Below are 24,762 nucleotides of genomic sequence, written 5' to 3'. Positions count from 1 at the left end.
TCGGCTCAGGGCTTGACGGAGCGGTAGTAGCGGGCCGCGCCCTCGTGCAGCTGCAGGGGATCGGTGTAGATCGCCGTCCGCAGGTCCACGAGCTGGGCGGCGTGCACCTCGCCCCCGATCGTGTCCCGGCTGTCGATCACCGTGCGCGTGAACTGCTCGGTCAGCTCGGCGCCCGCGTCGTCCCGGGTCACCAGCAGGTTCGGCACCGCGACGGTGGACACGGCCGTGTTGCTGCGGGCGCGGTCGTAGGCGTCCGGGGGCATCACGGCCGCCCGGTAGTACCGCGCGGGGCTGCCGCTGGCCTGGAGCGCCTCCACCAGGTCGCCGAGCTGCACGAGCCGGATCTCGAACCGCTCCGAGAGCTCCTTCACGGCCGTGGTGGGCAGCCCGCCCGACCAGAAGAAGGCATCGATCCGGCCGGCCTCCAGCTCCGTCGGCACCGTGTCGATGCCGATGGCCACCGGGGTGATGTCGCGCACCGGGTCCAGCCCCGCCGCCGTGAGCATCCGCTCCGAGATCAGCCGTACCCCCGAGCCCTCCTGGCCGACGGCGACCCGCTTGCCCCGCAGGTCCCGGGTGGACTGCACGGGCGAACCGGCGGGCACCACGAGCTGGACGTAGTCGTCGTAGAGCCGGGCCAGGCCGCGCAGCCGTTCCGCCCCGGGCTTCCGGTCGACCTGGTACTTGGCCACCGCGTCGGCCGTCGCCACCGTGAAGTCCGCCTCGCCCGCGGCCACCCGCTGCAGGTTCTGCTGCGAGCCCTCGCTGGTCTCCAGCCGGACCCGCAACCCGGGCACGTCCTTGGCGAGCGCCTGCTCCAGCAGCTGGCCGTAGCGGTGGTAGACCCCCTTCTGGACACCGGTGCTGAAGGTGATCCCGCCCGTGAGCTCCGGCCGGCCGAAGGGCCGCAGCCACCAGACGAGGGCACAGAGCACCGCCACGACGGCCACCAGGGCCCGCAGGGCACGGCGCCTGCTGATCCGGGGCGGTACGAGAGGCATGGCCGCGATCCTGCCACCGACCAGCCCTCCTGTCACGGCCCGCCCGGCCCCGCGGACCCGCTCCGGCCCGCACCCGGACCGGGCCGCCACGCCCGACCCGTACCCTTGCTGGGTGAGTACCGAGAGCGGCGAGGCGACTGTTGTGAAAACGTACGAGGTCCGGACGTACGGCTGTCAGATGAACGTGCACGACTCCGAGCGGCTGTCCGGCCTGCTGGAGGACGCCGGGTACGTCCGCGCGCCCCAGGGCTCCGACGGTGACGCCGACGTCGTCGTGTTCAACACGTGCGCCGTCCGCGAGAACGCCGACAACAAGCTCTACGGCAACCTCGGCCGGCTCGCGCCCATGAAGACCAAGCGCCCCGGCATGCAGATCGCCGTCGGCGGCTGCCTCGCCCAGAAGGACCGCGACACGATCGTGGACCGCGCCCCCTGGGTCGACGTGGTCTTCGGCACGCACAACATCGGCAAGCTGCCCGTCCTGCTGGAGCGCGCGCGCATCCAGGAAGAGGCGCAGATCGAGATCGCCGAATCGCTGGAGGCCTTCCCCTCCACGCTCCCGACCCGGCGCGAGTCCGCGTACGCCGCCTGGGTCTCGATCTCCGTCGGCTGCAACAACACCTGCACCTTCTGCATCGTCCCGGCGCTGCGCGGCAAGGAGGAGGACCGCCGCCCCGGCGACATCCTCGCCGAGGTCGAGGCGCTCGTCGCCGAGGGTGTCTCCGAGATCACCCTGCTCGGCCAGAACGTCAACGCCTACGGCTCTGACCTGGGCGACCGCGAGGCCTTCTCCAAGCTGCTGCGCGCCTGCGGCGCCATCGAGGGCCTGGAGCGGGTCCGCTTCACCTCCCCGCACCCGCGCGACTTCACCGACGACGTGATCGCGGCGATGGCCGAGACCCCCAACGTCATGCCGCAGCTGCACATGCCGATGCAGTCCGGTTCGGACACGATCCTGCGCGCCATGCGCCGCTCGTACCGCCAGGACCGCTTCCTCGGCATCATCGAGAAGGTCCGCGCCTCCATCCCGCACGCCGCGATCTCCACCGACATCATCGTGGGCTTCCCCGGCGAGACCGAGGAGGACTTCCAGCAGACCATGCACGCGGTCCGCGAGGCGCGCTTCGCGAACGCCTTCACCTTCCAGTACTCCAAGCGCCCCGGGACCCCGGCCGCCGACATGGAGGGGCAGATCCCCAAGGAGGTCGTCCAGGAGCGGTACATGCGCCTGGTCGCCCTCCAGGAGGAGATCTCCTGGGACGAGAACAAGAAGCAGGTCGGCCGGACCCTGGAGGTCATGGTCGCCGAGGGCGAGGGCCGCAAGGACGGAGCCACGCACCGGCTGTCCGGGCGGGCCCCCGACAACCGCCTGGTCCACTTCACGAAGCCGGACGAAGAGGTCCGCCCGGGCGACGTGGTGACGGTCGAGATCACCTACGCGGCCCCCCACCACCTCCTCGCGGAGGGGCCGACGGGGGCGGTACGCCGTACCCGTGCGGGCGATGCCTGGGAGAAGCGCAACGCGGCACCGGCGCAGCCGAAGGGCGTCCTCCTCGGCATCCCGACCCTGGGCGTCCCGGCCCCCCTCCCGGCCGCCGCATCGGGCTGCGCCAGCCCCTCCTGACGCCACGGCCGGCCCGGCGCGGGGTCCGGTGGGCGGGTGCGGCCGGGTCGGCCCTGCGGGGCGAGGTCCCCTACCCGCCCTTCCACCGTTCCCCGGGCTGCGCCCGGACCCTTCCTGGGGCTCCGCCCCAGACCCCGCGCCCCAGACCCCGCGCCTCACATGCCGGCGAGGCTGGATCCAAGGGCGGGCAGGGGACGGCCCCGCAGGGCTCGACGACCGATCGAGGCACGCGCCGGAGGCTAGGCGACTAGGCTGCGGATCATGCTCGTAGCCGCCGCCGTCTGCCCCGCCCCGCCGATGCTCCTCCCGGAGCTCGCCGCGGGAGCCGCCGCCGAACTCGGCCCCGCCCGGACCGCGTGTTCCGACGCGCTGTCCGTGCTCGCCGCCTCCCGGCCCGATCTGCTCGTCGTCGTCGGAGCCTGCGATCCCGACCACCACGGCGCCTACCCCCAGGGCGCCCGCGGCACCTTCCGCGGATTCGGCGCCGGGGCCGGGGCCGACGTACGGCTGGGCGAGGGCGAGGAGGGGCCGCGGCTGCTGCCGGCCCCGCTCGCCGTCGGCGCCTGGCTGCTCGGCCGGGCGGGCTGGGGCGCCGCGCCCCTGGAGGGTTTCGGGGTCGCCGGGCCGCTGGACACCGAGCGGTGCCTGGAGGCCGGCCGGCAGCTCGCCGCGCGCGAGGACCGGGTCGCCCTGCTCGTCATGGGTGACGGCAGCGCCTGCCGCTCCCTCAAGGCCCCGGGCTACCTGGACGAACGCGCCGCCGCCTTCGACGCCGAGGCCGCCCGCGCGCTCGGCGCCGCCGACCTGCCCGCCCTGGCCGCCCTCGACGCGGAACTCGCCGCCGAGCTCCAGGCGGCCGGACGGGCCCCCTGGCAGGTGCTCGCGGGCGCCGCCGAGGGTGCGGGGCTGGACGGGCGGCTGCTGTACGAGGACGCCCCGTACGGGGTCGGGTACTTCGTCGCCGCCTGGTCGTAGCCGGAGCGGCGGCCGGACCGCACGCAGAAGGGGCGCGGCACCGAGTGGTGCCGCGCCCCTTCCGTCATGCCGGGGGTCCGGGGTCCCGGGACCGCGTCAGGAAGCGGCCGGCGGCGTCGGCCCGCCGGGCGCGTCCTTGTGCGCGATCTTGCCCAGGGCGTCCTTGGCCTTGTCCGCGCCGGTGGAGATCTGGCCGCTGTACTTGCCCTTGGTCTTGGAGTCGACGGCCTTGGCCACCTTCTCCAGATTCTGGCTGATCTTGCCCTCGTGCTGTGCGGCGAGGTCGCCGACCTTGTCCTTGGCGGGCGCGAGCTTGGCCTTCAGATTGTCCAGCAGGCCCATGGGTCACCTTCCAATAGCGAGGCTACGTGCGGGCACCCTCTGCGGCCTCGGTGTCCGCGGTGGCCTCCGCCGACTGCTGCTTCGGGATCCCGACGGCTTCCACCGCCGCGCTCTCCTCCGCCACAGCCTGCTCGGTCCCGGCCTCGTCGGCCGTCGCGGACTCCACCGTCGGATCCGCGGAAACGGCCTCTTCGGTCGTCTCCGGGGTCTTGCGGCCGAGAAGCCGGTCCAAAATGCCCATGTCTACTCCTATAACGTTACTCGTGTGAGTGAAGTTCCGCCGTGGGCGGGCCGCCGTACGGCAGGCGCGCGCCCGCCGGAACCCCGCCAGGGCAACGACCCCGGGCCGGTCGCGTCACGTCGCTCGATCGGGTACATGGCAGCGCCTTGACGTGGGGCTGCGAGACTGGTGCGGTGAGGAAAGCAGCCCCCGCCCCGCGGGTCATCGCCGTCGTAGGACCCACCGCGGCCGGAAAGTCCGATCTGGGCGTAGCCCTGGCCCGTCATTTCGACGGCGAAGTCGTCAACGCCGACTCGATGCAGCTGTACCGGGGGATGGACATCGGTACCGCCAAACTGACGACCGAGGAGCGCGGAGGGGTCCCGCACCGCCTCCTCGACATCTGGGACGTCACCGAGACGGCGAGCGTCGCCGAGTACCAGCGCCTCGCCCGCGCCGAGATCGACAAGCTGCTCGCCCAGGGCCGTACGCCGGTCCTCGTCGGCGGTTCCGGCCTCTACGTGCGCGGCGCGCTCGACGCCATGGAGTTCCCCGGCACCGACCCCGAGGTCCGGGCCCGCCTGGAGGCCGAGGTCACGCTGCGCGGCCCCGGCGCCCTGCACGCCCGCCTCGCGGCCGCCGACCCGGCCGCCGCGCAGGCCATCCTGCCCAGCAACGGCCGCCGCATCGTGCGCGCCCTGGAGGTCATCGAGATCACCGGGCGCCCGTTCACCGCCAACCTGCCCGGCCACGAGTCCGTCTACGACACGGTCCAGATCGGCGTGGACGTGGCCCGGCCCGAGCTCGACGAGCGGATCGCGCTGCGCGTTGACCGGATGTGGGAGGACGGGCTGGTGGACGAGGTCCGCACGCTGGAGGCCGCGGGCCTGCGGGGCGGAGTCACCGCCTCCAGGGCGCTCGGCTACCAGCAGGTGCTGGCCGCCCTCGCCGGGGAGTGCACGCAGGAGGAGGCGCGCGCCGAGACGGTCCGCGCCACCAAGCGGTTCGCCCGCCGCCAGGACTCCTGGTTCCGCCGCGACCCGAGGGTGCACTGGCTCAGCGGGGCGGCCGAGGACCGCGCGGAACTCGCCGGACTCGCGCAGTCGTTGGTCGAACGAGCGGTCACAGCCTGATCACGTGATGGCATCGGGACGCCCCGCACGCCCGTCCGGGGCCTGACGGCGTGCCATCATCAAACTTCCGACGGTGCCGTCACCGGCGGTGAACGGCGGCGTACGAAGTCCAAGTGGGGAGGGCGCGTGGCGATGGAGGCCGGCCCTCGTGACACCGGTCGGGACGACACCCGACGGGAAACGGACCCGACGCTTCACCAGGCACTCGCGGACGCCGACGCCGGTCTCGGACTGGGACTGCCCGCGGATCCCGCGCGGCTGACCCCCGACGGCCCGGACGCGCCGGACACCGCCGAGGCGGAGGCCGCCGCCGCCCCCGCGTTCGAGGTGGAACTGCGCCCGCAGCGCAGGCTGAGGCTGTGGCAGATCGCCCCCATCGTCATGCTGGCCGCGGCCGGATCCCTGATGTTCGCCTTCCCGCTCGCCTTCGAGTTCGGCGACGGTGGAGCGGTCGTCGCCATGCTCGGATTCCTCATCAGCTGCTGCGCGGGCGGCTGGGGCATGATGGCCGCGCGCCGCGTGGGCTACGCCCTGCCGGGCCTTCCGGCCCGCGGCTCGGGGCAGCGCCCCGACTGGCGCCTCGCCCTGCTGTACGCGCTGGTCGCCCTGGGTGTCGTGGCGCTCGCGGTGTACCGGGTGGCCCGGCTCCGCTAGTGCTGGGCGGCCCGGCTCCGTCCGTCGCCGGCTCGGTACCATGGGCGGGTGACGCAGACCAGCCTTTCCTTCCTCAAGGGCCACGGCACCGAGAACGACTTCGTGATCGTCCCGGACCCGGACAACGCCATCGAGCTGCCGGCCTCCGCCGTCGCGCGGCTGTGCGACCGGCGGGCCGGGATCGGCGCGGACGGCGTGCTGCACGTCGTGCGCTCCGCCGCGCACCCCGAGGCGGCGCACCTGGCCGGCGAGGCCGAGTGGTTCATGGACTACCGCAACAGCGACGGCTCCGTCGCCGAGATGTGCGGCAATGGCGTCCGCGTCTTCGCCCGCTACCTCCAGCACGCCGGGCACGTGGAGCCGGGCGACCTGGCCGTCGCCACGCGCGGCGGGGTCAAGCGGGTGCACCTCGACAAGACCGGCGACGTGACCGTCTCCATGGGCCGCGCCGAACTGCCCGAGGGCGAGGTCACCGTCTCCGTGGGCGACCGCTCCTGGCCCGCGCGCAACGTCAACATGGGCAACCCGCACGCGGTGGCCTTCGTCGACAGCCTGGACGACGCCGGGAACCTGCTGGACGCGCCCCCGTTCCACCCGGCCTCCGCCTACCCGACGGGCGTCAACGTCGAGTTCGTCGTCGACCGCGGCCCCCGTCACGTCGCCATGCGCGTCCACGAGCGCGGTTCCGGCGAGACCCGCTCCTGCGGCACCGGCGCCTGCGCGGTCGCCGTGGCCGCCATCCGCCGGGACGGCGCGGACCCGGCCGTCACCGGCGCGCCCGCCACGTACACCGTCGATCTGCCGGGCGGCACGCTGGTCATCACCGAGCACCCCGACGGGCGGATCGAGATGACCGGACCCGCCGTGATCGTGGCCGAGGGCGAGTTCGATCCCGCCTGGCTCACCGAAACGGCTTTCGTCTGAAGCTTCCCTCTAATGGGTGATCCGTTTCACGCTGAGCGAGAGGTGGACTGCGCCACGTGGTGGGGTCGGTAGCATCAGGCACCGGCCCTGCGGGCGCACCCCATGCCCACCACCGCCGGTCGAAGCCGTCGGAGGTGCCCATGAGTGCAGAGGCCACGAACCCCGAAGCACGTCCCGAAGCGCTCCCCGAACTTCGCAGACGCGGCCGGACCAGGCTTGACCTGCGACGACTCGGACGCGCTGCGCTGCTCGGGCCCACGCCCCGCGACCGGCTGCCGGACGCGATCGGCCATGTCGCCGAAGCGCACCGCGCCCATCACCCCGACGCGGACCTGTCGGTCCTGCGCCGTGCGTACCTCCTCGCGGAGACCTCGCACCGCGGTCAGATGCGCAAGAGCGGTGAGCCGTACATCACACATCCGCTCGCGGTCACGCTCATCCTGGCCGAACTGGGCGCCGAAACGACGACCCTGACGGCCTCGCTCCTGCACGACACCGTCGAGGACACGGACGTGACCCTCGATCAGGTCCGCGAGGAGTTCGGCGACGAGGTCTGCTTCATCGTCGACGGAGTCACCAAGGTCGAGAAGATCGACTACGGCGCCGCGGCCGAGCCCGAGACCTTCCGCAAGATGCTCGTCGCCACCGGCAACGACGTCCGCGTCATGTCCATCAAGCTCGCCGACCGGCTGCACAACATGCGCACCCTCGGGGTGATGCGGCCCGAGAAACAGGCCCGCATCGCCAAGGTCACCCGCGACGTGCTCATCCCGCTCGCCGAACGGCTCGGCGTGCAGGCCCTGAAGACCGAGCTGGAAGACCTCGTCTTCGCGATCCTGCACCCCGAGGAGTACGAGCACACCCGCGCCCTCATCGCGGCCCACGCGGGCGAGCGCGACCCGCTGCCCGCCATCGCCGACTCGGTACGGGCCGTCCTGCGCGAGGCGGGCATCGCCGCCGAGGTGGTGGTGCGGCCCCGGCACTTCGTCTCCGTGCACCGCATCTCCCTCAAGCGCGGGGAGCTGCGCGGCTCCGACTTCGGCCGCCTGCTGGTCCTCGTCGGGGAGAACGCGGACTGCTACGCCGTGCTGGGGGAGCTGCACACCTGCTTCACCCCGGTCATCTCCGAGTTCAAGGACTTCATCGCCTCCCCGAAGTTCAACCTTTACCAGTCCCTGCACACCGCCTTCGCGACCCCCGAGGGGTACGTCGCCGAGGTCATCGTCCGGACCCGGCAGATGCACCGGGTCGCCGAGGCGGGCGTGGTGGCCCTCGGCAATCCGTACACGGGCCCGCCCGCGGCAGACCAGATCGCCGCGGCCGACTGCGAGGAGGAGCGGGTCGACCCGACCCGGCCCGGCTGGCTCTCGCGGCTGCTCGACTGGCAGCAGTCGGCGCCCGACCCCGACACCTTCTGGAACGTCCTGCGCTCGGAGCTGGCCCAGGACCGCGAGATCACCGTGTTCCGGGCCGACGGGGGCACGCTGGGCCTGCCGGCCGGCGCCAGCTGTATCGACGCCGCCTACGCGCAGTACGGCGAGGCGGCCCACGGCTGTATCGGCGCCCGGGTCAACGGGCGCCTGACCTCCCTGTCCTCCCGGCTCGCCGACGGGGACACCGTCCAGCTCCTGCTCGCGCACGACGCCTCCTCGGGGCCCACCGCCGACTGGCTGGACCACGCCAAGACCCCGGCCGCCCGGATCGCCGTCAGCAGCTGGCTGGAGGCCCACCCCGACGGGGCCCGGCCCGCCGACGCCGCGCCCAGGGCGCCGCTGTCGGTGATCGGCCTGCGCAGCGGCGGGGGCAACGCCGTCGCCGACCTGCCGGACGCCACCGTGCGGCTCGCGGGATGCTGCACCCCGGTACCGCCGGACGCCGTCGAGGGGTTCGTCGTACGGGGCGGGGCCGTCACCGTGCACCGGGTGCACTGCGCGACCGTGGCCCAGATGCGGGCGGTGGGGCGCACCCCCGTCGCCGTGCACTGGCGGGCGACCGCGGACTGCCGGGTCACCCTGCTCGCCGAATCGTTCGGCCGCCCGCACCTGCTGGCCGATCTGACCGAGGCCATCGCCCGCGAGGGGGTCGAGGTGGTCTCCGCGACCGTGGAGCCGCCCGTCGAACAGCGGGTCCGGCACAGCTACACCCTGCAGCTGCCCGATGCGACGGGCCTGCCGGCCCTGATGCGGGCCATGCGGGACGTGCCGGGCGTCTACGACGTCAGCCGGGCGTAGGACCTCCCCGGGGGACCGGGGCCCGCCTCCGCGCCCCCGCTTCCCCGGGGAAACCGGCCCGCCCTACCCCCTTTCGGGTGGCCCCGTCGCGCGCCGTTCGCGGGCGCGTGCCGGGCGCTGATAAGCGGTGGGGGATGCAGCTCACCTCCCCGCGCCTGCGCGCCGCCCTGCTGGCCGCGGCCTCCCTCACCCTCGTCGCCGCCGTCGTGCCCCCGCCCCGGGCGCTAGGCATCGGCGACGTGCTGTTCCCCGAGCTCGGGAACCCCGGGTACGACGTGCTCTCGTACGACCTGTCCTTCAGCTACAAGGACAACAAGACCCCCCTCGACGCGGTCACCGTCATCGACGCCCGCAGCCTCACCCGGCTCGACACCGTCAACCTCGACTTCACCCACGGGAAGGTGGCCTCCGCCGAGGTCAACGGGGAACCGGCCGCCTTCGCGAGCGTCGGCGAGGACCTCGTGCTGACCCCCGCCCGGCCCGTGGAGCCGGACCTGCCGCTCCACATCACCGTCCGGCACACGAGCGACCCGCGCGGCCGCGGCGACGGCGGCTGGGTGGTCACCGACGACGGGCTGGCCATGGCGAACCAGGCCGATGCCGCCCACCGGGTCTTCCCGTGCAACGACCACCCCGCCGACAAGGCCTACTTCACCTTCCGGGTGAGCGCCCCGGCCGGGATGACGGCCGTGGCCAACGGGGTGCCGGGCGCACTGCCGGCCGGCCGCGCGGGCGCCGCCACCACGTGGACGTACCGGACGCTGCACCCGATGGCCACCGAGCTCGCCCAGGTCTCGATCGGCGACTCGGCCGTGATCCACCGCACCGGCCCGCACGGACTGCCGCTGCGCGACGTGGTCCCCGCGGCGGACCGGGAGCGGCTGGAGCCCTGGCTGAAGAAGACCGCCGGGCACGTCGCGTGGATGGAGGCGCGGGTCGGCCACTACCCCTTCGAGAACTACGGGGTGCTGATCGCGAAGGCCCGTACCGGCTTCGAGCTGGAGACGCAGACCCTCTCGCTGTTCGAGAGCGCCCTGTTCGCGGGCGGCGGCGGATACCCCGAGTGGTACGTCGAGTCCGTCATGGTCCACGAGCTGGCCCACCAGTGGTTCGGCGACAGCGTGAGCCCGCGCACCTGGTCCGACCTGTGGCTCAACGAGGGGCACGCCACCTGGTACGAAGCCCTGTACGCGGACGACCTCGGGAAGTACTCCCTGGAGCGGCGCATGCGCGAGGCGTACCAGCGCTCCGACCAGTGGCGCGCGGCCGGCGGCCCCCCGGCCGCACCCAAGCCGGCCGCCCCGGGCGAGAAGATCGGGCTGTTCCGGCCGGCGGTCTACGACGGGGCCGCGCTGATCCTGTACGCGCTGCGGCAGGAGATCGGGGTCAAGGCCTTCGACCGGGTGGAGCGGCGCTGGGTGGGGGAGCACCGGGACGCGATCGCCGGCACGGCGGACTTCGTACGGCTGGCCTCGCAGGAGGCGGGGCGGGACCTGGGGCCGTTCCTGGAGCCGTGGCTGTACGGGAAGAAGACCCCCGCCATGCCCGGGCACCCGGAGTGGAGCGCCCCGAAAAGCGTGTGACGCCCGTGGAACGGGCATGCCACCATCGACGAGGCCGTTGCGCCGGCGCCGGGCGTCACCGGGGGATCTCCGAAGTCAGGGGAATCCCAGGGGAGTGTCACGCGTTGGACGTGACAGTGTTATGTCACGCGCGGGAGTAGCTTTGGCCTTGGCTCCGCTTCACCTGACGCGGACGCATTCGAAAACGACGTAAGGATCCAATGACCTCCTCTTCTTCCCCTTCCCAGGACGCGCGGGACGACGCACAGGGTGCGCCGGATCCGCAGAGCTTCACCGAGAGCCTTCGGGCCGACGCCCTGATGGAAGAGGACGTCGCCTGGAGCCACGAGATCGACGGAGACAGGGACGGCGCCCAGTACGAGCGCTCCGAGCGCGCGGCCCTGCGCCGCGTGGCCGGCCTCTCCACCGAGCTCGAGGACGTCACCGAGGTCGAGTACCGCCAGCTCCGCCTGGAGCGGGTCGTCCTCGTCGGCGTGTGGACCTCCGGCACGGTGCAGGACGCCGACAACTCCCTCGCGGAGCTCGCCGCCCTCGCCGAGACCGCGGGCGCACTCGTGCTCGACGGAGTGATCCAGCGCCGTGACAAGCCCGACCCGGCCACCTTCATCGGTTCCGGCAAGGCCCGCGAGCTGCGCGACATCGTGATGGAGAGCGGCGCCGACACCGTCGTCTGCGACGGCGAGCTCAGCCCCGGCCAGCTCATCGCCCTCGAAGACGTCGTCAAGGTGAAGGTGGTCGACCGGACCGCCCTCATCCTCGACATCTTCGCCCAGCACGCCAAGTCCCGGGAGGGCAAGGCGCAGGTCGCGCTCGCGCAGATGCAGTACATGCTGCCGCGACTGCGCGGCTGGGGTGCCTCGCTGTCCCGGCAGATGGGTGGCGGCGGCGGTGGCGGCATGGCCACGCGCGGTCCCGGTGAGACCAAGATCGAGACCGACCGGCGGCGTATCCGCGAGAAGATGGCGAAGATGCGCCGGGAGATCGCGGAGATGAAGACCGGCCGCGACATCAAGCGGCAGGAACGGCGCCGCAACAAGGTGCCCTCGGTCGCCATCGCCGGATACACCAACGCCGGCAAGTCCTCACTCCTCAACCGCCTCACGGGCGCGGGCGTCCTGGTGGAGAACTCCCTGTTCGCCACCCTCGACCCGACCGTGCGCCGGGCCGAGACCCCGTCCGGCCGGATCTACACCCTGGCCGACACGGTCGGCTTCGTCCGGCACCTGCCCCACCACCTCGTCGAGGCGTTCCGCTCCACGATGGAGGAGGTCGGCGACTCCGACCTCATCCTGCACATCGTGGACGGCTCGCACCCGGCGCCGGAGGAGCAGCTGGCGGCGGTCCGCGAGGTCATCCGCGAGGTCGGCGCCGTCAAGGTGCCCGAGATCGTGGTGATCAACAAGGCGGACGCGGCCGACCCGCTGGTGCTCCAGCGTCTGCTGCGCATCGAGAAGCGCTCCATCGCCGTCTCGGCGCGCACGGGCCAGGGCATCGAGGAACTCCTCGCGCTCATCGACGACGAGCTGCCGCGGCCGGCGATCGAGATCGAGGCCGTGGTGCCGTACACGCGCGGCGGGCTCGTCGCCCGGGCGCACGCCGAGGGCGAGGTGATCTCCGAGGAGCACATCGAGGAGGGCACCCTGCTCAAGGCACGGGTACACGCCGAACTGGCCTCGGAGTTCGCTCCGTACGTACTCGCCAAGCACTGACGCCGACGCGCACCGGATGAACGACCGAGGGCCCCCGCAGCAGCGGGGGCCCTCGGTCGTGTGGTGGTGTACCGGTGCGGCTACTTGAACTTGCCGCTCACCGCGTCGAAGACGCCCTTCGCCTCCGGACCCAGCCGGGGCCCGGCCAGCCAGCCCGCCTTGGCGGGGCCGATGGAGGTGTTCGACACCAGCGCCGGCTTGCCGTCGGCGCCCGCCGCGACCCAGCCGCCGCCCGAGGAACCCCCGGTCATCGTGCAGCCGATGCGGTACATCGTCGGGTCCGTCGCGTTCAGCGACAGCCGGCCCGGCTTGTCGGCGCACTGGAAGGTCTTCTGGCCGTCGAACGGAGCAGCCGCCGGGTAGCCGGTGGCCGTGATCTTCGCGATCTTGGGCGCGGCCGCGGCGTTGAACTCCACCGGGAGCGCCGTACCGACCGTCTCCTCAAGGGACTTGCCGCCACCCTTCTCCGGGGTCACGTGCAGCACCGCGAAGTCGTACGGGGCACCCGCGCCGCCGGTCGGACCGCCGGTCGCGATCCACTGGTCGGAGGTCTGCGCCCAGTCGCTCCACCACACGCCGTACGGGGCGACTTCCTCGCGCGACGCGCCCTTGAGCGCGGCCGCGGACTTGCCGCTGTTGTTGTACGACGGGACGAAGGCGATGTTGCGGTACCAGCCGCCGGCCTTGCCCGCGTGCACGCAGTGGCCGGCCGTCCAGACCATGTTGGACTTGCCGGGGTGCGCGGGGTCCTTGACCACGGTCGCCGAGCAGACCATCGATCCCTCGGGCCCGTCGAAGAAGACCTTGCCGGAGGCGGGGACGCTCTGGTGGTAGGGCGGGGTCGCGGCCTTGGCGGCCACCGGCGCCGGGGTCGGGTCGGTGACGCCCTGGTCCTTGCCCGCGTCCGGGTCGACGGCGGGCGGCTGCGGCGTCTTGTCGGCGTCGCGCATCCGGTCCGGGTCCCAGAGGTCCTCGATGATTGGGTTGATGTAGTCGCCCGCCTCGCGGAGCCAGTCCTCCTTCTTCCAGTTCTTCCACTCACCCCCCTTCCACTTCTCCAGGTCTATGCCGTGCTCCTTGAGCTTGTCCTTGAGCCCGTCCGGGATCTTCACCCCGTCGAGGCTGGTGGGCAGGCTCGCCGCCACGGTCGGCTTGGCGTCGGTCTCACCGTCGCCGGGCCCGCACGCCGCGGCGGTCAGCGCGAGCGCGGCCGAGCACAGGATCGCGGTGACCGGTCGGATCGGTCGCATGTCGTGAATCCCCCTGGATGGTTCTTGGTTCGGGACGGTGCCTGGGCAGGCGGGCGCCTGGGTTGCAGCACCCCACTATGCCGCTGCCGTGGGGGACGGCACAGCCCGGGGCACCGGTTCCCTGCGGGCCGGAAGGGGATCCCCCGGGACCGGGGCGCGGTACTGCGGGTGTGGAGGGCCGTAGCCCGGGCGCGGGGCGCCGTACACCGGGCGGGGATTGCCGTACACCGGGCGGGGAGCGCCGTATACCGGGCGGGGAGCGCCGTATACCAGGCGGGGAGTGCCGTATGCCAGGCGGGGAGTGCCGTACCCCCGGGCCGGACAAGGATCTTGGGCCCACCCGTGATCCGTCGCCGCCACCGTCGTTGGTACGTACGGGGGATGGGGGAGCAGCGTGGGTGTTCGAAGCGCACCCCGGAAGGGCAACCGTGCGGGAGGAGCGACACTCGTGCCTTTGAGGGCTTGGACGGGCGAGCAGGCCACGGCAGGGGAGCAGGTCCCGGGGCAGGGGGACCGGGCCTGGGACGACGGGCAGTTGGCGGGGGCGGCCCCCGGCCCGGGTGCGGCCGCGGGCGAGGGGATCCTGCGCAGGCAGGCCCAACGGGAGTCCGCGGCGCGGACGTACGCGCGCTCCCTGCCCATCGTGCCCGTACGCGCACGGGGGCTGACCATCGAGGGGGCGGACGGGCGCCGCTACCTCGACTGCCTCTCCGGCGCCGGAACCCTCGCCCTGGGCCACAACCACCCGGTGGTACTCGAAGCCATCCGCGGGGTCCTCGACTCGGGGGCTCCGCTGCACGTGCTGGACCTGGCGACCCCGGTCAAGGACGCCTTCACCACCGAGCTGTTCGCCAACCTGCCCGCGGAGCTGGCCGCGGACGCCCGCATCCAGTTCTGCGGACCGGCCGGAACGGACGCGGTGGAGGCCGCGCTCACCCTCGTCCGCACCGCGACCGGCCGGTCCGGGATGCTCGCCTTCACGGGCGCCTACCACGGAATGACGGCGGGAGCGCTGGCCGTCTCCGGCGGGGCCACGGACGTACGGGTGACCCGGCTGCCGTACCCGCAGGACCACCGCTGCCCGTTCGGAGTCGGCGGGGCCGAGGGGGCGGAGCTGTCGGCCCGTTGGACGCGGAACCTGCTCGACGACCCCAAGAGCGGGGTGTCCGCGCCCGCCGCGATGATCGTCGAACCCGTCCAGGGAGAGGGCGGCGTCCACCCCGCCCCCGACGCCTGGCTGCGCAGGATGCGGCAGATCACGGCGGAGCGGGGGATCCCGCTGATCGCCGACGAGGTCCAGACGGGGGTCGGGCGCACCGGTGCCTTCTGGGGGGTCGATCACGCGGGGGTCGTCCCCGACGTCATGGTGCTCTCCAAGGCCATCGGGGGCAGCCTGCCGCTCGCGGTGATCGTGTACCGGGCGGAGCTGGACCAGTGGGCCCCCGGCGCCCACGCCGGCACCTTCCGCGGCAACCAGCTCGCCATGGCGGCGGGCACCGCGACGCTGGCCTACGTCCGGGAGAACGGCCTCGCGGAGCGCGCCCGAACCCTGGGCGCGCACATGCTCGCCGCCCTGCGCGGCCTGATCCCGTCGCACCCGTGCGTGGCGGACGTACGGGGCCGCGGGCTGATGATCGGCGTCGAACTGGCCGACCCCGAGACCGGGGAAGCCTCGCCCGAGGTGGCCGTGGCCGTCCGCCAGGCCTGCCTGGACCGCGGCCTGATCGTCGAACTCGGCGGCCGCCACTCCAGCGTCGTCCGCCTCCTCCCCCCTCTCACCCTGACCGACGAACAGGCCGCGGCCGTCCTCGACCGCCTCGCCGACGCCCTCACCGCCGCCACCCGCCGCTAAGGACCCCAATGCCCGCCCCCCTCCACCCCACCTCCCCACCCCCGCCCACCAACGCCCCGACACCGGGCACGGGGGCTTCCGGCCCCGCGGTTTCCGGTGGTCTGATGTCCGGCACCGCGGTTTCCGGTGGTCTGGCTTCGGGCGCCGCGGTTTCCGGCACTGGGGCTTCCGGCACGGCGGCTCCCGGCCCCGCGGTCTCTGGCGGTCTGGCTTCCGGCCCCCCGGCTTCGGGCGCCGCGGTCTCTGGCGGTCTGGCTTCCGGCCCCCCGGCTTCGGGCGCCGCGGTCTCTGGCGGTCTGGCTTCCGGCCCCCCGGCTTCGGGCGCCCCGGTCTCCGGCGGTCTGGCCTCCGGCACTCCGGCCTCGTCCCTCCCCCCGACCGCCCCCGATGCGCTTCCGCCCGGCGGCCTGGGCCCGACCGTCCGGTCGAGCCCGCCAGACACCTCGGGCCCGGCGCTCCCGGCGACCGCCCCCGAGGTGCTGCCGCCCGGCGCGCCGGGCCCGGCTCTCTCAGCGACCCCGGCCCCGGCCCCGCCCGGCGCCCCGGACCCGGCTGCCCGGTTGGCCGCGCCTACGGTGCTGCGGCCCGATGCCTCGGCCTCGTCCCTTCCGCTGGCCGCCCCTGCGGTGGTGGTGTCCGGCGGCGGGGGACCGGCTCTCTCGGCGGCCCCGCCCGCGTCGGGCATCTCGGCTCCGGCCCTCTCACCGACCGTGCCCAGTGTGTTGCGGCCCGACGCCCAGACCGCAGCCCTCCCGGCGGCCGCCCCCGTGGTGGTTGCGTCTGGTGGCTTGGGCCCGTCCGTCTCGTCGACCCCGCCAGGGACCTCGGGCCCGGCGCTCCTGTCCGACGCGCCGACGGCGATGTGGCCCGGTGGCCTGGACCCGGTCTTCCCGTCGCCCCCGCCCCCTTCCGGCATCTCCGGCCCGGCTTGCCCGACGGACCCGCCTACTGCGCTGCCGCCCGGGGCCCTGGGCGCTGACCTCTCGCCGGCCCCGGCGCCATCCGGCGCCTCGGGCCAGGCCTTCCCGGCGGCGGTTCCCACACTGCTGCGGCCCGGTGTCTCGGATCCCGGCCTGCCCGCGGTCCCGCCGCCCTGCGCACCGAGCTCCGCCCTTCCGGCGGCAGCCACGGCGCCGCCGCATGGGGCCTCGGCCCCGGCACACCGTTCGACCTCGTCCGCAATGCCTACGGTCCCGCTTCCCCCAGCACGGGACTCCGCCCTCCCCACGGTGGCCTCCGCAGTGCCGTCGCCCGGGGCCCCGGGCTCCAACCTTCCCGCGGCCTCGCCGCCTTGCGCCTCGGACTCCGCTATCTCGCCTGGGGCCACCCCTGTGCCGCCGCCCGGCGTCTTGGACCCCACCCTCCTGTCGCAGACCCCGACGGTGCCGTTGCCCGAGGCCTTGGGTCCCACCCTTCCTGTGGTTCCGCCGCCCAGCGGCTTGGAATCCGGTCTCTCGCGGGGGCTTCCCGAGGTGTCCTCGCCTGGCGTCTCGGGCCTCACTGAAGCCTCGGCCTCGTCCAAGGTGCAGTCGGTCCTGCCCTCCGATGCGTTGGACCCCGCGCTCCCGATGTCCACTCCGAGGGAGCCATCGCCCAGCGCCTCGGGTCCCGTCCTTCCTGCGGCCCCGCCGCCCCGCAGCTTGGACTCGGCCCTCTCGTCCGGGGCCACTGTGATGCCGTCGGCTGGTGGCTCGGGCTTCTTTCAACCGTCAGTCCCGTCCACCATGCCGACGCTGCTGCCGTCCGCTGCGCTGGACCCCACCCTTCCGCCGACGGTGCTCCCACCCAAGTCCTCTGGCCCTGAGCGCCCGTGGGCGCCGTCCGCGGTGTCACCGCCCGGAGCTTTGGACGCCGGCCTTCCTCCCCTTACCCCCACGGCGCCGTCGGCCCCGTCCGTCACTCCCATGGGGTCCGCCCTCCCGCCGCGCTCCTCCGTGCAGCCACGTGTCAACCCGCCACAGTTGCCACAGACTCCAGCCGCCGCTGCCACGGCCCCGCCCCCGGCTCCGTTCGGCTCCCCACCACCGTCGGCCTCCGCTGCGGCCGCGCCCGATCCGCTCGCCACTTCGCCCGGGTCCCCACCCCCTCAGGCCGCGTCCAACCCGCCGCCGGTGCCCACCTCACCGCCTCGTTCCCCGCGGGCTCCCGCCGAGCCCGCGCCGATGCCCGTCGACCCATTGGCCTCTCCCGGCTTCCGGGCAGCCCCTGTCCCTGCGGCGGCTTCAGCGCCCCCCGCGTCGGTGGCTGCCGATCCGTTGGGGCCGTCCCCCTTCGCTCCGGCCGGCCCCACGCCGCCGCCGATGCGACCCGGGCCGATGGCGCCAGCGGCCTCTCCGATTGCCCCCGCCCCTCCGCAGACGGAGGCCACTGACCGCCCGGGCTCGTCGCTCCCTGCGCCCGCCGCCGATCCGGTACGGCCGCCGCTCGCCTCCGCGGAGTCCGCCCCTCTGGCACCGGATGGGGAGCCTGCCTCCGTGCTGCCGCGGTCGGAGCCGGCTGACCGGCCGGCTTCGTTGCATCCGTCGGCTGTTCCCGTGCCCCCCGCTTCGGCGGCCGCTGAACCGCCACGGTGCGCTCCGGCTGGACCCCTGCCGTCGATCCCGGTGCGCACTGATCCACTCGCGTCATCGGCTTCCTCGCCCGCCGCCGTGCTGCCGCAGCCGGTGCCCGTCGCTCCATCGGCGAAGTCGCCAGCGGCCCCGGGCACGCCACCCGGTGCAGGGGGCGGTTCGGTGGCCTCTTCGGACGCCCAGGCCTCGGCCTCCGCCCCCGGGTACGGGCACGCGCCCCTCCCCGTCGGCGCCCCACCACGCCTCGTACCGGAGGAGACCGCCGGGCCCCGCTCAGCGGAGTCAGTCGTTGCTCCCGCGGAGCCTTCCATGGTCGCGGCACCCTCAGGGGCCGCCCGGAGTTCGACTGCGGTGACCGGGCACTGGCCTTCGCTGCTCCCCATCGCCTCCACTGGGCTCCCAGAGCCATCCCCGGCCGCCGTTCCCGGAACCCCGTCCGCCGCCGAGAGCGTGCCGGCGCCAGCTCCAGTAGACCCAGCCCGGCCCACATCGCCGTCAGCCCCGACCCTAGGATCCGCGCCCATGCCGCCGTCGACCCCGACCCTGGGATCCACCCCTACGCCTCCGTCCGGCCAGACTCCCGGAGCCGGGCCGACGCCGCCTCCGTCCGGCCTCCCGTCACCGTCCCTGACAGCCTCCACCGGCAATCCACGGACCCGGCTGGCGGACCCTTCCGGTACCGAGCCCACTGCTCCCAGTCCGAGCCCGGCCCCGGCCTCAGAACCGTCTCCGGCCCCACAAACGGCCCAGGCCACGACGGTCCAGGCTTCCTTGGCGGCCCCGGCCCCGGCGGTCCAGACCTCCCCGGCGGCCCCGGCCCCACAGGCGGCTTCAGCCGTGCAGCCCCCGGTCAGCCCCGACCCCGCTGCTTCCGCCCCCGCTCCTTCCCTCGCCTCGACCGTCAGGCCGGACCCGGCGCCTTCCGTTGCCGCGCACCGAGCCGAGTCGCCCGCTTCGCTCGTGGCCCCGGGCGGCCGGCCTCTGCCCGCCGCCCCGGCATGGCAGCCGCCACTCGCTTCAGCGGAACGTTCTTCCCCGCCCTCCGCCGATCCGGCCGTGCCTGGTGGAACCTCGCCCGCCCCCACTGCGTGGCCGCCCCTGCACGCTGCGGCGGACCGCTCTCCTCAGCCCTCCGCCGATCCGGCCATGGCCGCAGGGCCGACGCCCCTTCCTGTTCCGATGGACGGTTCCCCGCAGCCTTCCGTCGATCCGGCCGTTGCCGCAGGACAGATGTCTCCTCCCGCCGCAGGGCCGCCGGTGCTCTCCACCGCGGACGGTTCCCCCCGACCTCCCTCTGAGACCACTCCTGCCGCGCGGCCCCCGTTGCTCGCTGCGGCGGACGGTTCTCCCCGGCCTTACGCCGATCCGGCCATCCCCGCCGGGGCGACGCCTCCTCCTACTGCGTGGCCCCCGTTGCTTGCTCCGGCGGACGGTTCCCGCCGGCCTTCCGTCGATCAGGTCGTCGCCGGTGTGCCGACATCTCCTCCCACCGCGTGGCCGCCCTTGCTCGCTGCGGCAGACGGTTCCCCCCGGGCTTCCGCCGATGCGGTCGTGCCGGGTGGGGCTTCAGCCGCGGCCACCGCGTGGCCCCCGTTGGCCGGTGCTGTGGCGGGGCCCGGGGTGACGGTGCTCGGTGGGGCCTCGGGGGCTGGGGCTGCGCAGCCGGATTCCGGGGCTGACCTCGGCGGTGGTCCGGCGGGGCCGGGCGAGGGGCTGCCGGGCGGGGACTCCTCGGGGGGTTCTGCCGGGTGGCCCGGGGTGGGGGTTCCGGGAGCGATGGCCGGGTCCGGGTCTTCGGCCGACCCGGCACGGCCGGGCCCGGGGCGTGCGGGCGAGCTGTCCTCCGGAGGGCAGGGCGAGGTCGTGTCGACCGGGCCTTCCGAGGGGGCGCCTTCCGGCCCGGGTGCCATGGGTACGCCCCCCGCCGCCCAGGACGCCGTGGCCCCGTGGCGCGGCGCAGCCGAAACGGGGGAGCGGGCCGCGGCGCCGGGGTCGGGAGACGGCTCCGCCGGTCCCGCGGGTGGGCTTCAGGGCATGCCGACTGCGGGCATGCCCTGGCCGCCGGCCGAGCAGCCGCCTGCCGCGGTGCCACGGCAGAAGGACGGCACCGTCCGGCCCCGCGCGGGAGCGGCCGACCCGCTGGACCATCCCGACCCAGGGGTTGCCGCCGAGGCGGCCTCGGTGGAGAACCTGCTCCGCTGCTGGGTCCGCGAGACCGGACTCGAACAGCCCGCCGGTTCCGTCCTGCGCATCCCCCTCCCCGCTTCGGGCACGGCCCTGCTCGTCGCCATCTGTTACTGGTCGGCCGCCGGCTGGCACCGCTTCGGCCCAGCCCGCATCCAGGGCGTGCCCGCCGACGCCCCCGCCGTGGACGCGGTCACGCTCGCCTCGCTGATCTCCCGTGAAGGCGGGAGCGCCCACGCTGGGGCCGACCTCGTCGGGCGGGTCGCCGACTCGGTGCGCAGGACCGCCGAGTTCATCACCGACCGCCGCCAACGCCCGGCCGCGCCGGGCCCCGTCGCCGCGGACCTGTTCCTCACCGCCGAACAGTCCCTCCTCCTCGGCCACCCGCTGCACCCGACGCCGAAGAGCCGCGAGGGGCTCTCCGAAGCCGAGGTGCGCCGCTACTCACCCGAACTGCACGGCTCCTTCCCCCTGCACTGGGTGGCGGTCGCCCCCGCCGCCCTCGCCAGCGACTCCGCCTGGACCGAGCGCGGCCGGCCCGTCTCCGCCGCCCGGCTCCTGGGCCGGCTCGCACCCGGGCTTCCGGTGCCCGACGGCGCCACCCCCCTTCCCCTTCACCCCTGGCAGGCTCGCGACCTGCTCCAGCGCCCCGCGGTCGCCGCCCTCAGCGACGCGGGACTCCTGCACGACCTGGGCCCGTACGGCGCCCCCTGGTATCCGACCTCCTCCATCCGCACCGTCCACCGGCCCGGCACTCCCGCGATGCTCAAGCTCTCCCTCGGCCTGCGCATCACCAACTCCCGGCGGGAGAACCTCCGCAAGGAACTCCACCGCGGCATCGAGGTGCACCGGCTGCTCCGCACCGGGCTCGCCGAGCGGTGGCAGTCCGCCCACCCCGGCTTCGACATCGTCCGCGATCCCGCATGGGCCGCCGTCGACGCCCCGGACGGTGCACCCGTCCCCGGACTCGACGTCCTGCTCCGTCACAACCCCTTCCGACCGGGCGACGATGCCCTCTGCATCGCCGCACTCACCGCACCCCGCCCGTGGCCCGGGCGGACCACGATGAGCTCCCGGCTCGCCGAGACCGTCTCGCGGCTCGCCGCCACCACCGGACGGACGACCTCCGCCGTCGCCGCCGAGTGGTTCCTGCGTTACCTCGAACACGTCGTCCTGCCGGTCCTCGCCTTCGACGCGCTCGCCGGCATCGCCCTCGAAGCGCACCAGCAGAACACGCTGGTCCTCCTCGACCCGGCCGGCTGGCCGGTCGGCGGCCGCTACCGCGACAACCAGGGCTACTACTTCCGCGCATCCCGCCGCGCGGAACTGGAGCGCCGGCTCCCCGGAATCGGCGCCACGAGCGACACCTTCGTCTCCGACGCCGTGACCGACGAACGCTTCGCCTACTACCTCGGCATCAACAACGTGCTCGGTCTCATCGGGGCCTTCGGATCCCAACGGCTCGCCGACGAAAGCGTCCTGCTGGCCGCCTTCCGTCGTTTCCTCGGCAAGGCCAGGGACCTCGGCCCGCTCCCCGAGCGGCTGCTCGACTCGCCCACCCTGCGCTGCAAGGCGAATCTGCTCACCCGCCTCGGAGGCCTGGACGAGCTCGTCGGCCCCGTCGACACCCAGTCCGTCTACGTCACCATCGCCAACCCCCTTCACGACTGACGCGTCAGCACCGAAACGGAGAAGAGCCCCGATGCCCTCCACCGACTTCCACACCGGCGTGCTCCTCGCCGATATGGCCCGCACCGATGCGGCCTGGAGCGATACGGCCCGCACCGATGTGCTCGGCTCCGAGGCGTACCGCACGCCCCCGCCGCGGCTCAACGCCGAGTCGCTGCCCCGGCTCGCCGAAGCCGATCTGCTCGACTCCCCGGCGGCCTGGGGCGGCGTGACGACGAGGTCCGGTGTCTTCCACCTCGAACCGGTACGGCTCGACCGGGACTTGGACCTGCTCACCGGCTGGATGAACGACCCGCAGGTGGACGCCTATTGGGAACTCGCCGGCCCGGCCGGGGTCACCGCCGCCCACGTATGGGCGCAGCAGGCCGGAGACAGCCGCAGCATCCCGTGCCTCGGCCTCCTCGACGGCACGCCGATGAGCTACTGGGAGATCTACCGGGCCGACCTCGACCCGCTCTCCGCGTACTACCCGGCGCGCCCCCACGACACGGGTATCCACCTGCTCATCGGAGACGGCATGAACCGAGGCCGCGGTCTGGGCACCGCGCTCCTGCGCGCCGTCGCCGACCTGGTGCTCGACAACCGTCCCCGCTGCATGCGCGTCATCGCCGAACCGGACATCCGCAACACCCCCTCCGTATCAGCCTTCCTGAACTCCGGCTTCCGCTGCCCCGCCGAGATCGAACTGCCCGGCAAACGAGCCGCCCTGATGGTCCGCGAACGGGCACTGCGCAATCTCCTCTGAGCACCGCACCGCACCGCACCGCACCGCCGCCCGGCCCCCCGTCCAGCCCGACCCGCCCGTTCCAGTACATCCCTTTACTTCCCGTACCTCTCACCTCGAAAACTCTGCGTCACGCAGGAAAGTTCCCGAACCTGAGGAGTCCCGTGCAGAACTTCCCCGCAGCCCCCGACTCCCCAGGCCCCCACCTCCCGGACTCCGTGCCCCCGTCGCCCCAGCACCCCTGCACGCCGCCCGAACTGAACCGGCTTACCTGGGACTTCGCTGCCCGCCGCCTGCTCGCCAAGATGCTCGGCGAGTTCGCGTACGAGGAGATCATCACCCCGGTCCCCGTTCCCGCCGCCTCCGGTGACGCCTGGACGCTGACCCTCGACGACGGCAGCAGTCTCGGCTTCCGGGCCCGCCGCCGCTCGTACGGCAGCTGGCACGTCACACCCGACACGATCACGCTCACCCCGCAGCCCGGCCCCTCCGGCCCGCCGACCGCGGCCCCGACCGCCTTCGGGGATCCGTACGCCTTCCTCATCCGCGCGCGCACCCTCCTCCGCCTCGACGGCGCCACCCTCGGCCACCTCGTCCGCGAGCTCAGCGCCACGCTCGCGGCCGACGCCCGCATCGACCACACCGCACTCACCGCGGACGTCCTGGCCGACCTCGACTACGCGTCCCTCGAAGGCCACCAGACCGGACACCCCTGGCTCGTCCTCAACAAGGGGCGGATCGGCCTCTCCGCCTCCGACACCGCGGCCTGGGCGCCCGAGGCCCGCACCGCGCAGCGCCTGCCCTGGCTCGCCGCCCACACCTCCCTCGCGCACTACCGGGGCACCGCCGGCCTGGAAGACCCCGCCCGCCTCTACTCGGCCGAGCTCGACCCCGTCACCCGCGCCCTCTTCGACCGGACCCTGCGCGACCGCGGCCTCGACCCGCTCGGCTACCTCTACCTCCCCGTCCACCCCTGGCAGTGGGACGAGGTCCTCCTGCCCCTCTTCGCCCCGGCCCTCGCCGACGGCACCCTGGTCCCGCTCCCCGCGGACCCCGACCTCCGCCTGCCGCAGCAGTCGATCCGCACCTTCCTCAACCTCACCCGCCCCGACCGTCACAGCGTGAAACTGCCGCTCTCCGTCCTCAACACCATGGTCTGGCGCGGCCTGCCCTCGGACCTGGCCCTCGCGGCGCCCGCCGTCACCGCCTGGATCCACTCCCTGCGCGACGGCGACCCCTTCCTCCGCGAGGAATGCGGAGTGGTCCTGCTCGGCGAGGTCGCCTCCGTCACGGTCCGCCACCCCGTCTACGACGCGCTGCCCGAAGTCCCGTACCAGTACAAGGAGCTCCTCGGCGCGATCTGGCGCGAGCCGCTGAGCCGGCACCTCGCCCCCGGCGAGCGGGCCCGCACCCTCTCCTCGCTCCTGCACACCGATCCCCGCGGCCGGTCCTTCACCGCCGAGCTCGTCGCCCGCTCCGGTCTGACCCCCGCGGTCTGGCTCCAGCGGCTCTTCGCCGCCCTGCTGCCGCCGCTGCTCCGCTTCCTCTACCGCTACGGCACCGTGTTCTCCCCGCACGGCGAGAACACCATCGTGATCTTCGACGAGCACGATGTCCCGGTCCGGCTCGCGGTCAAGGACTTCGTGGACGACGTCAACATCAGTGCCGAACCGCTGCCCGAGCTGGCGGACGTGCCCGACGAGGTCCGCGCGGTCCTGCTCACCGAGCCCGCGGACTTCCTGCCCCAGTTCATCCACTCCGGGCTCTTCGTCGGCGTCTTCCGCTACCTGTCCGCGCTCTGCGAGGACCGGCTCGGGGTCCCGGAGGACACGTTCTGGTCCCTCGTACGGGCGGAGATCCTGCGCCACCAGGCCCGCTTCCCGGAGCTCAAGGAGCGCTACGAGCTCTTCGACCTCCTCGGTGAACGCATCGAGCGGCTCTGCCTGAACAGGAACCGGCTCTACGAGGACGGCTACCGCGACCGGCCCGACCGCCCCCACGCCGTGCGGTACGGCACCGCGGCGAACCCCCTCCACCGGCCATGACCGCTCGCCGGTGCGGTCACTGTCGGCGGCGCCCCGTAGGGTTGGCACTGCT

The 24,762-nt window shown here is 73.9% G+C and carries 16 protein-coding genes; 12 read left to right on the top strand and 4 right to left on the bottom strand.

Annotation, left to right across the window (positions count from 1 at the left end):
- Positions 1–5: 5 nt before the first annotated feature.
- Complete coding sequence (locus ACIA8F_RS11305; protein WP_399378041.1) at positions 6–1,001, bottom strand: TAXI family TRAP transporter solute-binding subunit; 996 nt, start codon at positions 999–1,001, stop codon at positions 6–8.
- A gap of 112 nt (positions 1,002–1,113) precedes the next feature.
- Here ACIA8F_RS11305 and miaB point away from each other — a divergent pair, with 112 nt between their 5' ends.
- Complete coding sequence (miaB, locus tag ACIA8F_RS11300) at positions 1,114–2,625, top strand: tRNA (N6-isopentenyl adenosine(37)-C2)-methylthiotransferase MiaB (RefSeq protein WP_399378040.1); 1,512 nt, start codon at positions 1,114–1,116, stop codon at positions 2,623–2,625.
- 261 nt (positions 2,626–2,886) lie between these two features.
- Positions 2,887–3,600, top strand: a complete 714-nt coding sequence (locus tag ACIA8F_RS11295) for a hypothetical protein (protein ID WP_399378039.1) — start codon at positions 2,887–2,889, stop codon at positions 3,598–3,600.
- Between the two features lie 96 nt (positions 3,601–3,696).
- Here the strand turns inward: ACIA8F_RS11295 and ACIA8F_RS11290 are convergent, their stop codons facing one another.
- Entirely contained in the window at positions 3,697–3,942 is a 246-nt protein-coding gene (locus tag ACIA8F_RS11290; RefSeq protein ID WP_399378037.1) for an antitoxin, read from the bottom strand.
- Between the two features lie 22 nt (positions 3,943–3,964).
- Positions 3,965–4,183 (bottom strand): gliding motility protein, encoded by a 219-nt coding sequence (locus ACIA8F_RS11285; RefSeq protein WP_399378036.1) that lies wholly within the window; start codon positions 4,181–4,183, stop codon positions 3,965–3,967.
- Positions 4,184–4,356: 173 nt separating this feature from the next.
- On the opposite strand from ACIA8F_RS11285, the gene miaA reads away from it, so the two are divergent.
- From miaA to hflX, 6 genes are all read left to right on the top strand, one after another.
- Entirely contained in the window at positions 4,357–5,295 is a 939-nt protein-coding gene (miaA, locus tag ACIA8F_RS11280) for a tRNA (adenosine(37)-N6)-dimethylallyltransferase MiaA (RefSeq protein WP_399378035.1), read from the top strand.
- A gap of 132 nt (positions 5,296–5,427) precedes the next feature.
- Complete coding sequence (locus ACIA8F_RS11275) at positions 5,428–5,949, top strand: hypothetical protein (RefSeq protein WP_399378082.1); 522 nt, start codon at positions 5,428–5,430, stop codon at positions 5,947–5,949.
- Between the two features lie 48 nt (positions 5,950–5,997).
- A complete protein-coding gene (gene dapF / locus ACIA8F_RS11270; protein WP_399378033.1) occupies positions 5,998–6,873 on the top strand; it encodes a diaminopimelate epimerase in 876 nt (291 codons plus the stop codon).
- Between the two features lie 140 nt (positions 6,874–7,013).
- Entirely contained in the window at positions 7,014–9,104 is a 2,091-nt protein-coding gene (locus ACIA8F_RS11265) for a RelA/SpoT family protein (RefSeq protein ID WP_399378032.1), read from the top strand.
- Positions 9,105–9,238: 134 nt separating this feature from the next.
- A complete protein-coding gene (locus ACIA8F_RS11260; protein WP_399378031.1) occupies positions 9,239–10,687 on the top strand; it encodes a M1 family metallopeptidase in 1,449 nt (482 codons plus the stop codon).
- A 200-nt stretch (positions 10,688–10,887) separates the two neighbouring features.
- Positions 10,888–12,396, top strand: a complete 1,509-nt coding sequence (gene hflX, locus ACIA8F_RS11255; protein ID WP_399378030.1) for a GTPase HflX — start codon at positions 10,888–10,890, stop codon at positions 12,394–12,396.
- An 80-nt stretch (positions 12,397–12,476) separates the two neighbouring features.
- On the opposite strand, the gene ACIA8F_RS11250 is transcribed toward hflX, so the two are convergent.
- Positions 12,477–13,646, bottom strand: a complete 1,170-nt coding sequence (locus ACIA8F_RS11250) for a hypothetical protein (protein WP_399378029.1) — start codon at positions 13,644–13,646, stop codon at positions 12,477–12,479.
- Between the two features lie 535 nt (positions 13,647–14,181).
- Between ACIA8F_RS11250 and ACIA8F_RS11245 the strand changes: the two genes are divergently transcribed.
- The 4 genes from ACIA8F_RS11245 (at position 14,182) to ACIA8F_RS11230 (ending at position 24,710) form a co-directional block, all read left to right on the top strand.
- On the top strand, positions 14,182–15,498 hold the full coding sequence (locus ACIA8F_RS11245; RefSeq protein ID WP_399378081.1) for a diaminobutyrate--2-oxoglutarate transaminase family protein: 1,317 nt from the start codon (positions 14,182–14,184) through the stop codon (positions 15,496–15,498).
- Positions 15,499–20,117: 4,619 nt separating this feature from the next.
- Positions 20,118–21,923, top strand: coding sequence for an IucA/IucC family protein (locus tag ACIA8F_RS11240; protein ID WP_399378028.1), 1,806 nt, complete (start codon positions 20,118–20,120; stop codon positions 21,921–21,923).
- A gap of 31 nt (positions 21,924–21,954) precedes the next feature.
- Positions 21,955–22,686: a GNAT family N-acetyltransferase gene (locus ACIA8F_RS11235; RefSeq protein WP_399378027.1), complete on the top strand. Its 732-nt coding sequence runs from the start codon at positions 21,955–21,957 to the stop codon at positions 22,684–22,686.
- 143 nt (positions 22,687–22,829) lie between these two features.
- Entirely contained in the window at positions 22,830–24,710 is a 1,881-nt protein-coding gene (locus tag ACIA8F_RS11230) for an IucA/IucC family protein (protein ID WP_399378026.1), read from the top strand.
- Positions 24,711–24,762: the final 52 nt, after the last annotated feature.

Source organism: Streptomyces sp. NPDC051563 (genome assembly GCF_044454225.1).
GTDB lineage: Bacteria > Actinomycetota > Actinomycetes > Streptomycetales > Streptomycetaceae > Streptomyces.
The sequence above is the reverse complement of the archived record's forward strand: the minus strand, read 5'-3'. Positions and strand labels throughout refer to the sequence as shown.